The sequence below is a fragment of the Vibrio sp. L5-1 genome (assembly GCF_021728315.1).
In the GTDB taxonomy this organism is placed as follows: domain Bacteria; phylum Pseudomonadota; class Gammaproteobacteria; order Enterobacterales; family Vibrionaceae; genus Vibrio; species Vibrio splendidus_K.
The window spans coordinates 47,571-63,250 of record NZ_JAKKCQ010000004.1; the positions used below are offsets into that span (position 1 = coordinate 47,571).

General features: G+C 45.6%; 13 protein-coding genes. 12 read left to right on the plus strand and 1 reads right to left on the minus strand.

The window, feature by feature from the left end:
* The first annotated feature begins 11 nt into the window (after nucleotides 1-11).
* The 10 genes from L3V35_RS16480 to acpS all read left to right on the plus strand — a co-directional run bounded on the left by L3V35_RS16480 (nucleotide 12) and on the right by acpS (nucleotide 8,695).
* The gene (locus L3V35_RS16480) at nucleotides 12-635 is read left to right on the plus strand and encodes a sigma-E factor negative regulatory protein (protein WP_114634015.1); all 624 of its coding nucleotides are present in this window, start codon (nucleotides 12-14) and stop codon (nucleotides 633-635) included.
* Complete coding sequence (gene rseB, locus L3V35_RS16485) at nucleotides 632-1,594, plus strand: sigma-E factor regulatory protein RseB (RefSeq protein WP_114634014.1); 963 nt, start codon at nucleotides 632-634, stop codon at nucleotides 1,592-1,594. Before L3V35_RS16480 ends, rseB begins: the two co-directional genes overlap by 4 nt.
* Nucleotides 1,591-2,061, plus strand: a complete 471-nt coding sequence (locus L3V35_RS16490; protein WP_017084321.1) for a SoxR reducing system RseC family protein — start codon at nucleotides 1,591-1,593, stop codon at nucleotides 2,059-2,061. Before rseB ends, L3V35_RS16490 begins: the two co-directional genes overlap by 4 nt.
* 137 nt (nucleotides 2,062-2,198) lie before the next feature.
* The gene (gene lepA, locus L3V35_RS16495; protein ID WP_171313216.1) at nucleotides 2,199-3,992 is read left to right on the plus strand and encodes a translation elongation factor 4; all 1,794 of its coding nucleotides are present in this window, start codon (nucleotides 2,199-2,201) and stop codon (nucleotides 3,990-3,992) included.
* 97 nt (nucleotides 3,993-4,089) lie between these two features.
* A complete protein-coding gene (gene lepB, locus L3V35_RS16500; protein ID WP_017077797.1) occupies nucleotides 4,090-4,986 on the plus strand; it encodes a signal peptidase I in 897 nt (298 codons plus the stop codon).
* 26 nt (nucleotides 4,987-5,012) lie between these two features.
* A complete protein-coding gene (rnc, locus tag L3V35_RS16505) occupies nucleotides 5,013-5,690 on the plus strand; it encodes a ribonuclease III (RefSeq protein ID WP_004735383.1) in 678 nt (225 codons plus the stop codon).
* A complete protein-coding gene (era, locus tag L3V35_RS16510) occupies nucleotides 5,683-6,654 on the plus strand; it encodes a GTPase Era (RefSeq protein WP_004735384.1) in 972 nt (323 codons plus the stop codon). Before rnc ends, era begins: the two co-directional genes overlap by 8 nt.
* Nucleotides 6,655-6,756: 102 nt before the next feature.
* Nucleotides 6,757-7,485, plus strand: coding sequence for a DNA repair protein RecO (gene recO, locus L3V35_RS16515; RefSeq protein ID WP_012604785.1), 729 nt, complete (start codon nucleotides 6,757-6,759; stop codon nucleotides 7,483-7,485).
* Nucleotides 7,482-8,219: a pyridoxine 5'-phosphate synthase gene (gene pdxJ, locus L3V35_RS16520; protein ID WP_009847651.1), complete on the plus strand. Its 738-nt coding sequence runs from the start codon at nucleotides 7,482-7,484 to the stop codon at nucleotides 8,217-8,219. The genes recO and pdxJ overlap by 4 nt, the downstream gene beginning before the upstream one ends.
* A 95-nt stretch (nucleotides 8,220-8,314) precedes the next feature.
* Nucleotides 8,315-8,695 (plus strand): holo-ACP synthase, encoded by a 381-nt coding sequence (gene acpS / locus L3V35_RS16525; protein WP_017077798.1) that lies wholly within the window; start codon nucleotides 8,315-8,317, stop codon nucleotides 8,693-8,695.
* Between the two features lie 125 nt (nucleotides 8,696-8,820).
* Here acpS and barA read toward each other — a convergent pair whose 3' ends face one another.
* On the minus strand, nucleotides 8,821-11,634 hold the full coding sequence (barA, locus tag L3V35_RS16530) for a two-component sensor histidine kinase BarA (RefSeq protein ID WP_237300302.1): 2,814 nt from the start codon (nucleotides 11,632-11,634) through the stop codon (nucleotides 8,821-8,823).
* A gap of 165 nt (nucleotides 11,635-11,799) precedes the next feature.
* On the opposite strand from barA, the gene rlmD reads away from it, so the two are divergent.
* Both rlmD and relA read left to right on the plus strand, forming a co-directional pair.
* Complete coding sequence (gene rlmD / locus L3V35_RS16535) at nucleotides 11,800-13,119, plus strand: 23S rRNA (uracil(1939)-C(5))-methyltransferase RlmD (RefSeq protein ID WP_054547467.1); 1,320 nt, start codon at nucleotides 11,800-11,802, stop codon at nucleotides 13,117-13,119.
* 136 nt (nucleotides 13,120-13,255) lie between these two features.
* On the plus strand, nucleotides 13,256-15,481 hold the full coding sequence (relA, locus tag L3V35_RS16540; RefSeq protein WP_004735390.1) for a GTP diphosphokinase: 2,226 nt from the start codon (nucleotides 13,256-13,258) through the stop codon (nucleotides 15,479-15,481).
* The last annotated feature ends 199 nt before the right edge of the window (nucleotides 15,482-15,680 follow it).

Consider the following 15,680-nt stretch of genomic DNA (forward strand, 5'->3'; position numbering starts at 1 on the left):
TGGTGAAAATAATGGCTGATAAAGAAAAGCTTTCGGCACTCATGGATGGTGAAACGATCGATAAAGCTCTCATTGTAGATCTCGAATCTGATCAAGAAAGCATGGATACCTGGCAGAGTTACCATCTAATTGGTGATGTTATGCGTGGGGATGCGCCAGAAACTCCAGAGTGGAACATTGCTAACAGTGTTGCGGCAGCGCTTGATAATGAGCCTGCACATAGTGTAATGCCGAACCTGCATCAAGTGCGTGTTGAACCAACTGTTGCTCCAATTGAAGAGCAGCCTAAACCTCAGCAAGCGAAGCGTCAGCTTCCTGCGTGGTTACAACAGTTTGGACAAGTTGCCGTGGCAGCGTGTGTCTCACTCGTCGTTGTACTAGGTGTTCAACAATATGGTGGCAGCGATCCTGCTGCGCCAGAGCAGTTGCCTGTACTCCAGACGATTCCATTTGCGGGTTCTGCGGAACCAGTAAGTTTAACGCGTGACTCTGTTGAAAAGCCAGCATCTGAAGCTAACTTGCAAGAGCAGCGCAAACGCGTTCATGCAATGCTAGAAGATTATGAGCTGCAGCTAAGATTAAACAGTGATGCATCGCCAATGCAAGATGCACATCTAGAATCGGACATTGAATGAAGAAAATCCTGGTCAGTGCACTGACACTGTTCAGCTTGATGTCTCCAACAGCCTTTGCAGAGGAACCCACTGCAAAGGCGTTGTTACATCAGATGAACGAGGCCAGTCAGCATCTAAATTACGAACTCTCCTACATTTTGATCAAGAAGAGCAGTATTGAACCTCTTGTTTATCGCCATGCGGTTAACGACGACCAACAACTCGCGCACCTTGTTTACTTGAGCGGGCCTATCCGTGAAGTTATTCGACGTGGTGATGAAGTCAGTTATATTGAACCGGGCACAGAACCGTTTACCATTCAATCTGGCAGTATGGTTGCCCCTGTTATTCCGATGATTAATCGAGATATTGACGCGCTCAACGACTATTACGATTTCGTTAAAGTTGGTCGTGCTCGTGAAGCTGGAAGTACTACGCAAGTATTGCGCGTGGTGCCGAAAGATGGCCTTCGTTACTCTTACGTCGTTTGGGTAGACGAAAAAACGAGTCTTCCTTTGCGTGCCGATCTGTTGGATCGTGATGGCGAAGTGCTTGAACAGTATCGTACTATCTCTTTCGTGGTGAACGATAAGATTGCTGAGGCAATGGGGGGCTTGAATAGCGCTCAACTGCCGAAAGTCTTATCACTGCCGGAAGGCTTAGTGAGTGAAACTAACTGGCAAGCCTCTTGGATTCCTGAAGGATTTAAGTCAAAAGAGCTTAGTCGTTATCCAATGGCTGCGACCGATAAAATGGTTGAAAGCCAACTTTTCAGTGATGGGTTGTTTAGCTTTTCAGTTTATATCGCCGATAAAGACGAACATTCATTGAAAGGGCAGTTGGTACGCCAAGGACGCAGAACCTTACACAGCTTAGTGATTGGTGACAAAGAGATCTCTGTGGTGGGTGATATTCCACCAGCAACGGCCAAACGTATTGCGCAATCAGTTACGTTCAATAAACCGGTACCAGCGCAATGATGACGGCGCTGGCAACCGTTAGCTCGGTTGAACAAAGCGGTCAACAATACTTTGTTCAACTGAGCTGCGAACAACAAACCAGTTGCAGCAGCTGCTCATCTCAAAAAAGCTGCGGAACGGGTATTGTTACCAAGGCTGTTGGTAATAAATCCTTGTTTTGGCAGCTTAAAACCAAAAGTTTAGTTAAAGCCGGACAGATCGTGGAAATTGGCTTTCCAGAAAAAAGCCTACTGCAGTCTGCGGCTATTGTTTACCTCATTCCACTTTTCATGTTGATGATTGGTGCTGGTTTTGGACAACTCTTGTTGCAACCCTTACTCCAAGGGGGCGAGGGCATTGTTATCTTAAGCGCTGCTCTGTTTACTGCTGGTGGCATTGCCTTAGCTAAGCGGTTAGCCAAACCTATGGAAGACAAATCCAAGCAAGAAGTCGTCTTGATTCGAATCCTAGGCGAGCCTCTCGTCTAATTTATGATGCTTCTTGCCCTTAAATTGGGTAGAATCTGCCAACTTGATTGAAATGCCGCCACCAATGCTGACTGTAGATTGGACGCGTCGCGGCTTTCTTATTATCCCTATTCAAAGAGTTTAGTCACACCAAGCCTATGAAGCACATTCGTAATTTTTCGATTATCGCCCACATCGACCACGGTAAGTCGACCCTTTCTGACCGCTTAATCCAAGTTTGTGGAGGGTTAAGTGAACGTGAGATGGCAGCTCAAGTCCTCGATTCTATGGATATAGAACGCGAGCGTGGTATTACAATTAAAGCGCAGAGTGTGACTTTAGATTACAAAGCGAAAGATGGTGAAACTTACCAACTTAACTTTATCGACACTCCAGGACACGTAGATTTCTCTTACGAAGTATCTCGTTCTCTAGCCGCTTGTGAAGGCGCGCTATTGGTTGTGGATGCTGGTCAAGGTGTTGAAGCACAAACTCTAGCAAACTGTTACACCGCGATCGAAATGGAACTGGAAGTAGTGCCAATCTTGAACAAGATTGACTTACCTGCTGCTGAACCTGAGCGTGTTGCTGAAGAAATCGAAGAGATCGTTGGTATCGATGCGATGGAAGCGACGCGTTGTTCTGCAAAAACCGGTATCGGTGTTGACGACGTTCTTGAAAACATCGTAACAGCTATCCCACCACCGGAAGGTGATCCAGACGCGCCACTACAAGCGTTGATCATCGACTCTTGGTTCGATAACTACTTAGGCGTTGTTTCTTTGGTTCGTATCAAGAACGGTAAGCTGAAGAAGAACGACAAGATTAAAGTAATGTCGACAGACCAAGTTTGGGGTGTTGACCGTCTAGGTATCTTCACACCTAAGCAAATCGACACAACAGAGCTAAATACTGGCGAAGTTGGTTGGGTTGTTTGTGGTATTAAAGACATCCTTGGCGCACCTGTTGGTGATACGTTGACGCTTGCAAAAGGCGGTAGCACAGAACGTCTGCCTGGTTTCCAAAAAGTGAAGCCTCAGGTATACGCAGGTCTATTCCCAGTATCGTCTGATGACTACGAAAACTTCCGTGACGCACTAGGCAAACTAAGCCTGAACGATGCATCACTGTTTTACGAACCAGAAAGTTCAGCAGCACTTGGCTTTGGTTTCCGTTGTGGCTTCTTAGGAATGCTTCACATGGAGATCATCCAAGAGCGTTTAGAGCGTGAATACGACCTAGACCTAATCACAACGGCACCAACCGTAGTGTACGAAGTTGTAAAAACAGATGGCACAATTCTTTACGTCGATAGCCCGGCTAAACTGCCTGCGACTAATGATGTAGAAGAGATTCGTGAGCCTATCGCTCGTTGTAATATCCTTGTTCCGTCGGAATACCTAGGTAACGTAATTACCTTATGTGTAGAAAAACGTGGCGTGCAAGTTGATATGGTTTATCACGGTAAGCAAGTTGCTGTGACGTACGACCTGCCAATGGCAGAAGTGGTTCTAGACTTCTTCGACCGTTTGAAATCAACATCTCGTGGCTATGCGTCACTGGATTACAACTTCCAACGTTTTGAAATGTCGAACATGGTTCGTGTTGACGTATTGCTTAATGGCGAAACGGTTGATGCACTGGCTATCATTACGCACAAAGACATTGCTCAGTCTCGTGGTCGTCTACTGGTTGAGAAGATGAAAGAATTCATCCCTCGTCAGATGTTCGATATCGCGATTCAAGCAGCGATTGGTAACCACATCATTGCTCGTTCTACAGTGAAACAACTGCGTAAGAACGTAATCGCAAAATGTTACGGTGGTGATATCAGTCGTAAGAAGAAACTTCTTAAGAAACAAAAAGAAGGTAAGAAGCGTATGAAGCAGATCGGTAACGTTGAACTGCCTCAAGAAGCATTCTTAGCGATTCTTCATGTTGGTAAAGACTAACTTTATCCAGCATTAAACGAATAATTGAAAGTGGAAGAGTAGCTCGCTATTCTTTCACTTTCGTTATTTTTAAAGAAATGAAATTTAAGGGATATCAATGGCTAATACATTTTCGCTTATTTTAGTGATCGTAACTCTAGTGACCGGCATTGTATGGGCGTTGGAAAAGTTTGTGTGGGCGAAGAAACGCCAGCAAAAGCTTGCTGACGTTGAAGCACAATCGAATGGCCTAGACGCTGCAACCAGCGCAAAAGTTACGGCTCAGCCTTGGTGGGTTGAGAACAGTGTGTCCATTTTCCCTGTAATTGCATTTGTTTTGGTTTTGCGTTCATTTATTTATGAACCGTTTCAAATTCCATCTGGTTCGATGATGCCAACACTATTGGTTGGTGATTTCATCTTAGTAGAGAAGTACGCATACGGTCTAAAAGACCCGGTATGGCGCACTCAACTAGTCGAAACGGGCAAACCAGAACGTGGTGATTCAATCGTATTCAAATACCCACCTCAGCCGAATATCGACTACATCAAGCGTGTTGTTGGTATGCCGGGTGATACCATTCGCTACAGCAGCAATAAAGAAGTCTGCATTCAAGCGAAGGGTGGCAGTAGCTGTAAACCAGTGAAGTTAAGTAACGTTGAAGAAAGCCAATTTATTCAAGATGGTGTGCCTCTGATTCAGTTGAATGAACAACTGGGTGACGTGGAGCACCAAATCTTAGTTAACCCATTACGTCGTGATCGTGTGCAAGCATATCAACCTCGCAATGGTGTTAACGAGTGGATCGTTCCAGAAGGCCAATACTTTGTTATGGGTGATAACCGTGACAACAGTGCTGACAGCCGTTACTGGGGCTTTGTCCCTGAAGCAAACCTTGTTGGTAAGGCCGTTGCTATTTGGATCAGCTTCGAATTCGAACGCGGTTCAGACAGTGTACTTCCAACATGGATTCCTACTGGTGTGCGTTTTAATCGCATCGGTGGGATTCACTAATCGATCACATAACACATCGAGAGAGCATGAATTCTCCAATTGATAAACTAGAGAGAAAGATTGGCTATCAGTTTAATGATGCCGATCTTATCCATTTGGCGCTGACTCACCGTAGCGCCGCAGGTAAACACAACGAACGTCTTGAGTTTCTGGGCGATTCAATTTTAAGTTTTGTTATCGCTGATGATCTTTACCACCGTTTCCCTAAGGTAAACGAAGGTGATATGAGCCGCATGCGCGCAACATTAGTACGTGGTCATACATTGGCAGAACTAGGTCGTGAATTCGAACTAGGAGATTACTTAAAATTAGGTCCAGGTGAGTTGAAGAGTGGCGGTTTCCGTCGTGATTCTATTCTAGCGGATGCAGTAGAAGCGATCATCGGTGCTGTCTATTTAGATAGTGATACCGAGGTTGTTCGCCGCATTATTTTAAGCTGGTACCAATCTCGCCTAGAGTCTATTCAGCCTGGTGTATCTCAAAAAGATCCGAAAACTCGCTTACAAGAGTTTTTACAAGGTCGAAGAAATCCCCTACCTGTCTACACAGTGACTAATATTAAAGGTGAAGCACACAACCAAGAGTTTACGGTTGAGTGTGAAGTGGCAGGTGTGGATAAACCTGTTATCGGTAAAGGCACTAGCCGCCGCAAGGCAGAGCAAGCGGCTGCTGAAACAGCATTAGAGCAACTAAGCAATGTCTGATAACAATCAAGATTTCGATATCGATGCATTCTTTTCATCTGATAGCAAAAAAACGGGCCTACCGGAAAACCAACACTGTGGCTTCATCGCTATCGTGGGTCGACCAAACGTAGGTAAATCGACGCTTCTGAACCATATTTTAGGCCAGAAAATCTCGATCACATCACGTAAACCTCAAACGACACGTCACCGTATTATGGGCGTAGAAACTGAAGGTGATTACCAAGCGATCTACGTTGATACTCCTGGACTTCATATTGAAGAAAAGCGTGCAATCAACCGTTTGATGAACCGTGCGGCGAACAGCTCACTGAGCGATGTGAACCTAGTATTCTTCCTTGTTGACGGTACTCACTGGACTGACGACGATGAAATGGTACTGAACAAGCTGAGAAAAACAGATTTCCCAGTCGTCCTTTGTATTAACAAAGTAGACAACGTTCAAGACCGTACAGACGTGATGCAACATATGATGGAAGTGTCTAAGAAGATGGACTTCCTTGATGTTGTGCCAATCTCAGCGAAGCAAGGTAAGAATATTGATGTACTGCGTAAGCACGTTCGTAACTCTTTACCAAAAGCGACGCACCACTTCCCTGAAGAGTACGTAACGGATCGCTCACAGCGCTTTATGGCCTCTGAAATCATCCGTGAAAAACTGATGCGATTCACAGGCGAAGAGCTACCTTACTCAGTAACGGTTGAAATCGAGCGTTTCGATTACAACCCTGATAACGATGGCTTCCACATCAATGCTTTGATTCTTGTTGAACGTACTGGTCAGAAGAAGATGGTGATTGGTAAAGCGGGCGAGAAGATCAAAACGATTGGTCGTGAAGCTCGTATCGATATGGAAGAACTGTTCGGTCGTAAGGTTTACCTAGAGACTTGGGTTAAAGTTAAGTCTGGTTGGGCTGATGATGAGCGTGCACTTCGCTCGTTAGGCTACATCGACGATCTATAATATATTGAACGTCACTTTCTGAGATTAAGAAAGTTGAACTGAATATAATTTCAAGAGAGAGTGCGAACTCTCTCTTTTTGTATCTGTAAGAAGGGTAAGTGATTGAGCGAAGGGTTACAGCGATGCTTTGTGTTGCACCGTCGACCATATAGTGAGTCGAGCCTAATTCTGGACGTCTTCAGTGAAGAGTACGGAAGGGTGACGTTGATGTCTAAAGGTGCAAGGAGTAAGCGTTCTAATTTGAAAGGTGCATTGCAACCTTTTACGCCTCTGCTGCTTAAGTGGTCTGGCAATGGTTCAATGAAAACGTTACGCCAAGCCGAACCCATCAGCTTGGGGCTTCCTCTTGCCGGTATTAATCTGTATTCCGCTATGTATGTCAATGAGCTAGTTGGCCGTGTGTTGATGGCCGAAGTGGCCATGCCCGCATTTTTTCACGACTATCTTCATGCTTTAACAGAACTCGCTCATAATGAGAACCCTGAGCCAGCACTACGTCGTTTTGAATTGGCTCTACTTTCTGCTATGGGGTATGGCGTCGATTTTTTGCATTGTGCTGGTACTGGTGAAGCGATCGATCCAAGCATGACTTATCGCTATCGAGAGCAGAAAGGTTTCATCGCTTCTGTACGTCGAGATAACCTGACATTTATGGGCGATGAACTTATCGCAATTAGTGAACGTAGGTTTATCACTAAAGAGCAGTTAAAAGCAGCAAAACGCTTTACACGCATAGCCTTAAAGCCGTATCTTGGCGGCAAACCATTAAAAAGTAGAGAGCTATTTATGCCAACAATAGCCCTCTCTAGAGCACGGAGTATTGGAAAATGAGCTCAATCCTTTTAGGCGTTAATATCGACCATATTGCTACACTACGTAATGCACGTGGTACTAAATACCCAGATCCAGTACACGCAGCTGAAATTGCTGAACGTGCGGGTGCTGACGGCATTACCATTCACCTGCGCGAAGATCGCCGTCATATTGTTGATCGCGATGTACGTATTCTTGCTGAGACAATCCAGACTCGCATGAACTTAGAGATGGCAGTGACGGACGAGATGGTTCAAATTGCACTCGATACTAATCCTGAGTTCGTTTGTCTGGTTCCAGAAAAGCGCGAAGAGCTGACGACGGAAGGCGGCTTGGACGTGGTTGGTCAACTTGAAAAGATCAAAGCAGCGACGGAAAAACTGTCGGCTGCGGGTATCAAAGTATCTCTGTTTATCGATGCAGATCGTGAGCAAATCGACGCAGCAAAAGCGTGTGGCGCACCGTTCATTGAGCTTCATACTGGTCATTACGCTGATGCGAAAACAGAAGAAGATCAGCAAGATGAGCTTAAAAAGATTGCTGCAGGCGCAAGCTACGCAGACGATCTTGGTATCACAGTGAATGCTGGTCATGGTCTGACTTATCATAACGTAGCGCCGATTGCGGCACTTCCTGAGATTTACGAGTTGAACATCGGTCACTCGATCATGGGACGCGCAGTATTTGATGGTTTGAATAAAGCCGTTGCAGACATGAAAGCCGTGATGGAAACAGCACGCAACAACGCTTAGTTCTTTAACTCGTCATTAGTTTAGTAGTAAGCGTTAAGCGGTTAATCAGTAGAATCGATAAAGTTAATAGATAGAAGTTTGGTAGTAGGGTAAACATGGCTGTTGTTGGATTAGGTACAGATATCGCAGAAATCGAACGTGTTGAAAAGGCACTGTCACGAAGTGGCGACGCTTTTGCTCAGCGTATTTTGACCGACTCTGAGTTTGAAGTATTTCAGCAACTGAAGCAAAAAGGACGTTACCTTGCAAAACGCTTTGCTGCAAAAGAAGCGGCATCTAAGGCGTTGGGCACGGGTATCGCGCTTGGTGTGACCTTTCACGATTTCGAGATTTCAAACGATGAGCATGGCAAGCCAGTTCTAAGCCTACATAAAAAGGCGCGTGAAATCGCAGAAGCGAGTGGTACAAAGTCGATTCATCTGACTATCTCAGATGAGCGCCATTATGCGGTGGCGACGGTACTACTCGAGTCGTAAATAGATTACCGTTACTCTATATCTAGTGCCCGAGGTTCTAGACAGAAAAAAGCAGAGCTCATGAGCTCTGCTTTTTTATTGGCTGGTAAACCGTTTAACGAATATTTGTGAGTAAGAAATGTTCGCTAGGTCTTGGCTGGTTTCAAATAATGAATCGCGGTTGCTTGAACCTTATCTAATTCATCCTGAAGTTCAAAAAGTTCAGGTTCAATATCTTCAACGGAAGTGCCGGAACGCAGCTCTTTCTCTATCGTCGCACACACCGACTTCAGCCTTGGTACACCGCTGTATGAGCTGCTGCCATGCATCTTGTGGATGATGTGTGTCAGCGCTTCAACGGGGTAGTCACTGTCTTCTATCGCTTTCTCTGCGGCTTCATAAACCTCAGGAATGAAGTCGACTAGCATTTGCAGCATATCGCGTGCGAGGTCTTCTTTGTTGGCGGCTTGCTTCATAGCTGCTTGCCAATCAATGATGATATTCTTATGCACGCTAGCCTCAGAATCTGAAACTGAGCTATTGTCTACTTCCGCAGAGACTGCTGGGTGGGCGGGGTCTATTTTTTCAATGTGCTCAACCTCAGAGGTAGGGCTCCAATGAATCAGAACCTGCTGTAACACGTGCTCTTCAATCGGTTTGGTTAGGTAGTCATCCATGCCGGCTTCAAGCAGACGGTCACGTTCGCCAACCATCGCGTGTGCTGTGACGGCAATGACGGGGGTATTCGCATTATTCGCTAGCTCTTTTATATTCTTACAGGCCGTCACACCATCCATTTGCGGCATTTGGATATCCATGAAGATGATATCAAATGGGGTCTCCTTCGCCTTGTCTATGGCCTTCTGTCCGCTGGTGCAACTGATGACCGTCTCTACACGCTCTTTTAGTAGCGCGGTGATCAATTTAAGGTTTGCTGGGTTGTCGTCGACCGCCAATACAGTGAGCGGTAGCTTCTCTTCTGAGTGTGTTTCAATCGCGGGTGCAATCAAGGTTGGCGCCTGATTTGATACCAGAGTTTGCAGTAACTTCTTGCGAGAAAGAGGTTTGGTGATGCATTGAACATCGACCTCTTTCATTAGTTGCTCACCCAACGCTAGCTCAGTACTCGGCGTACCAATAATTACGTTCTGAGCGATTTTCTTCGCACCAATAGCCCAACCACTCACGGTATCAAATTGATACTCTTGGTTTGCAGCTAGGTTCAACAGTACGTAGTCATACGAGGTGCTCTCGTCTGGCATAACCGAACGATACGTTACCACTAAGCCTTCTTGAGTTAAGATTTGCTGGGTAATCGACGCCGCTTGCATGTTTGGCTCGATAAGCAGCAGCTGCTTGTCTTGCAGACACTGAGTCTCAATCAGCTCAGTCATCGGCATATCAGTCGTTGATAGTCTCAAAGTAAACCAGAAGGTTGAACCTTGGTGTAGGCGACTGGTTAGGCTGATCTCACCGCCCATTTGGCTGACCAGTTTTTGGGTGATAACTAGGCCTAGCCCCGTACCGCCATAACGACGAGAGATGCTTGCGTCGGCTTGGCTGAAGGCTTGGAATAGCTGAGCTTGTTGACGCTCAGAGATACCAATACCTGTATCGCGAACCATGAATTGCAACTCGATGCTGTCTTCGCTTTGTGAACGAAGTTCAACACTGATATCAATGTTGCCACGTTCAGTAAACTTGATTGAGTTACCAACAAGGTTGGTTAGGATCTGCTGAATACGCAGCGGGTCACCAACAACGCCTGGTGGCACTTTCGGGTCTATCTTAAGTGTTAGCTCTAGGCCTTTCTCATGGGCGTTGGTCGCTTGAAGGTTCACAACCTCTTCAAGGCTGGCTTGGAACTCGAATGGGATGTTCTCGAGCGCTAATTTACCGGCTTCCAGTTTCGAGAAATCAAGAATATCGTTGATGATACTGAGTAGGTTATTTGCTGAACGTTCAATGGTTTGCAAGTAATCGGTTTGACTGGTCGATAGATGGGTTTTAAGCATTTGACGAGTAAAGCCAATCACACCGTTAAGCGGTGTTCTCAATTCGTGAGACATGTTAGCCAAGAACTCAGATTTAACACGAGCCGCTTCTTGAGCGCGTTTTTTCGCAATGTCTAACTCAACGTTTTGAATCTCTAATTGCTCTAGGGTTTCACGCAGATCAGACGTAGCCTGGTCGATACTGTGCTGCATCTCGACGTGATATTCTGATAGCGATACCGCCATCGCGTTGATACCGTTTTTCAGTGAGTCTAGCTCACCGTGCATTTTGCCTTCGATACGCACATCGAGATGACCACGACGAATTCGGTCGACCATGTTTTTCATGTGTGTGATCGGTTGGGTGACGTCATGCATCAAGCGAAAAGCAAATACACCAGAAAGTCCCAGCCCCAAAATCAACACCAAGAAGGCAGAGAACACTTCTTGATACTGCTGCAATCGAAGTGACGACAAGTCTAACTCTATCGCGATATAGCCGATCGCTTGGTTGGCTTGAGACTGCCCATTGGCTGAATTGATGTATTGACCTTCAGCGATGATGGGTGTCCGAAGAATTAGCGTATTATCGAGCAGGTTCGATGAGCTTAAATGCGGGATGGGTTTATCTTTCGGATAGGTCAGGCTTTCAAAATCAGGGTGGAAGTTTGAGGTTACAAACAACTCATGACGTTCATCAAACACCGCGATACTGCGCACCAGCTTAGAGTTTTTTCGATGCGCATAGCTAATAAGCTGACGAACAGACTCTCGACTTTCGAGCTTCATGCCTGACTCACTAGCAATTGCCAGCGGTTCAATGATGCTAGTACCAGTATTAACCACTTGGCCCTCAAGGTCTTGATAGCGGTTAAATGAGAAAAATGCACTCAATAGCAACCCAATAATCAAGGTTGGAGCTAGAGTTAAGGTAATTACACGGGCTCTTAAGCCATATCTGGTCATGTTCTTTAATTACATCGAGGTCTGGATATGGGAAAATAACGCACACAATGGCGGTTAAGTGAACGGTAAGCTTAATCAAAGCCGTGACGTTCGACAATGATTCCAAGACATAATAGTGAGTCCTGGATACCAATTACTTATTAAAAGATACATTAGGCACAAGCAATGGCACGTTTTTTCCAACCAAAAAAGAAAACTCAACTCGAGACCAAGCATCAATCGGTTTTGGTTGAACGAATGGATCACAATGGCGCTGGCATCGCTTATCAGAAGAATAAACCTGTTTTCATTGATGGCGCATTGCCCGGTGAGCAGGTGGTTATTCAACTTACTGAGAGCAAAAGTAAGTTTTCGCGAGCAAAACTCATCAAATTACTTAAACCGAGTGAGCTGCGTTTAAAGCCATTCTGTAAGCACTTTAATCAGTGTGGTGGCTGTCACCTTCAACATCTTAGTTACGCTTCTCAGGTTGAGCATAAATCGCAATCTTTGACGCACCTGATGAGTCAATACCAAACGGCTAACACCGAAGTTGTTGAGCCGATTGTGGGTGATGAAACCGGTTATCGACGTCGCGCGCGTATCAGCCTGTTTGTTGATAAGAAGACACAGCAGCTTCAGTTCGGTTTCCGTAAGAAACAAAGTAAGCAGATTGAAAATATCACCGATTGTGCCGTGCTGGATCCTCGCCTTAATGTATTGCTGCCAAAACTGAAAAGTTTACTCAATACTTTCAGCAACCTTACGTCTTTAGGACACGTTGAATTGGTGTTGGGCGATACTGGCCCGGTGATGGTGCTGCGTCACCTTAAGCCTTTGGTTGAGAAAGATGAGCAAGCATTGATTGCACTCGCTAAAGCGGAAGGTGCCACGTTGTATACTATGCCTGAAACGGACAAGCTCGTTCGTTTAGTCGGTGATGCGCCAGCTTATAGCGAAACAGGCGTGACTTTACCTTTTGAGCCAAACCACTTTATCCAAGTTAACCAGAAAGTGAATCAGCAAATGGTTGCTCAAACGATTGAGTGGCTAGAGCCTCAAGCTGATGAGCGAGTGCTCGATCTGTTTTGTGGTTTAGGGAACTTTAGTTTGCCTATTGCCCAACAATCTGCGTTTGTAGTGGGTGTTGAAGGTGTCGATGAAATGGTTCAACAGGCCACGTCTAACGCAACTTTGAATCAATTGAGTAATACAGAATTCTACCAAGCGAACCTTGAAGAAGAGTTGTCTTCACAGCCTTGGGCAAAAGAAAGGTTTGATAAAATCTTACTTGATCCAGCACGTGCTGGAGCGAGTGGGATCGTTGATCAAATTTCAGGGTTAGGTGCGAAGCGTGTGGTTTATGTTTCGTGTAATCCTGCTACTCTAGCTAGAGATTCAGAGAGCTTAGAAAAACAAGGCTATCAATTAGCCAAGCTGGGTATGTTGGACATGTTCCCACACACCAGTCATCTAGAATCGATGGCTCTCTTTATCAAGGCTTAGAGGCCCTTAAACAAGGCTTGAAAATGAATCACAAAGGTGTAGGGAAGCCTGCGCTGATATCAATATGAGTCGAACTAACTTGGAATCAGTTAGTCATATTGAATTGGGTATAAAACATAATAACTAGGAAGGCATGATGGTTGCGGTACGAAGCGCACATTTAAACCCAAGCGAACAGTTTGAGCTAGATAATTGGATTGCGTCACTGAATCAAGACGCAAAAACCTCGAATAAACTGACCAAAGTTTATCGTCACTGTGAAGAGCTATTAAAAGATCACGAGCAAGGCGAGCTTTTGCTTTGGCGTGGGCGCGAGATGATCGAGATCTTGGTCACCTTGTCTATGGATCGCGCAACTTTAGTGGCAGCGCAACTCTTCCCTGTCGTATCAAGCGGTGTTTTTGAGCGTGAAGCGTTTGAAGAAAGTTACGGAAAGGAAACCGTAAAACTGATTGATGGCGTGGAAGAAATGGCGGCTTTGGGCCAGCTAAACGTCACCCTTGAAGGCAGTGCTGCCTCGGGTCAAGTCGATAATGTTCGACGAATGCTGCTTGCGATGGTGGATGACTTCCGCTGCGTCGTCATCAAACTAGCAGAGCGAATTTGTAACCTAATAGAAGTAAAAAAGGCCCCTGATGCTGTGCGCCGTGCGGCAGCAAAAGAGTGTGCCAACATTTATGCACCTCTAGCAAACCGTTTAGGTATTGGTCAGCTAAAGTGGGAAATTGAAGATTACGCTTTCCGCTACCAACAACCCGATATCTATAAGCAGATTGCTAAACAGCTGTCTGAGCGCCGTATCGTGCGCGAACAATACATCACTGACTTTGTTGACGATTTAACGTCAGAAATGAACCGCTCAAGCATCAATGCTGAAGTCAGCGGTCGACCAAAACACATCTACAGTATTTGGCGTAAAATGCAGAAAAAAGGCTTAGAGTTTGATGAGCTTTTTGACGTGCGTGCGGTGCGTATTATCGCAGACCAACTGCAAGACTGTTATGCCGGTTTAGGTGTGGTTCACACCAAATATAAACACCTCCCAAGTGAATTTGATGACTATGTGGCGAACCCTAAACCCAACGGTTATCAATCGATTCATACCGTAGTTCTTGGTCCTGAAGGCAAGACCATTGAAATTCAGATCCGTACCAAGCAGATGCATGAAGACTCTGAATTGGGCGTTGCTGCGCACTGGAAGTACAAAGAAGGTGCTTCAAGCGGCGTACGCAGTGGCTACGATGAGAAAATCACCTGGCTTCGTAAGCTTATCGACTGGCAAGAAGAGATGTCGGATTCTGGTGAAATGCTGGATGAAGTGCGTAGCCAAGTCTTTGATGACCGTGTTTATGCCTTTACACCTCGTGGTGATGTGGTCGATTTACCAATGGGTGCAACACCGTTGGATTTTGCGTACCACATCCACTCGATGGTTGGACACCGTTGTATCGGTGCCAAAGTAGCCGGTCGAATCGTCCCGTTTACTCATAAGCTAGCGATGGGCGATCAAGTTGAGATCATCACTCAAAAAGAACCGAACCCATCACGTGATTGGTTAAACCCGACCACAGGCTTTGTTCACTCAAGTCGAGCACGTGCAAAAATTAACGCATGGTTCCGCGCTCAGAGTCGTGAGAAAAACCTTGAAGCTGGACGAGATATTCTAGAAGTCGAGCTAGGCAGAGTCGGAGCGACGCTGAAAGATGCCGAGCAATACGCGCTGAAACGATTCAACGTCAATACTCCAGATGAACTATATGCGGGTATTGGTAGCGGCGATATGCGTATCAACCAAGTCGTTAATCACATCAATGCTTTGGTCAACAAGCCGACAGCGGAAGAAGAAGATAAAAAAGCGCTCGAAAAGTTGCTTGAGTCTGACAATAAGCCCGCTCATCAGAGTCGTCCGAAAAAGGATGCCGTCGTCGTTGAAGGTGTCGATAACCTAATGACGCACTTAGCTCGTTGTTGCCAGCCAATCCCAGGCGATGTGATCAAAGGTTACATAACTCAAGGTCGCGGTATTTCAGTGCACCGTAGCGATTGCGAACAGTTAAGTGAACTTAACCTACATGCCCCCGAGCGTATCATCGATACTGTGTGGGGCGATGGTTTCGTAGGCTCGTATATCTTAACGCTGCGTGTAGAGGCGCTAGAACGTACCGGCTTGTTGAAAGACATCACATCCCTGTTCTTGAACGAAAAAGTCAGTGTAACGACAATGAAGAGCCGTATTGACTATAAACGTCAACTGTCGGTGATGGATTTTGATTTGGAAGTGACCAATATTGAGATTCTGAGTCGAGTGACCAGCCGAGTAGAACAGATCAAAGATGTCATGAGTGTAAAACGCCTCGGCTAACTTTCACGTTGCATTAGTCACTTTTACTGCGTTAACTGCGCTTTCTTGTTCCATCACATAGGCGAGCTATGCTCAGGAATCGCGAAAGCTTGTTGCCTTGTTAAAGTAACAACTGCTTAGTGAAAGATGCGTAATTTAGAGAATTAGACAGTATCAACAAAGGTGAGTGGTTTTGGCTGCTCACCTTTTTTAGTTTTAG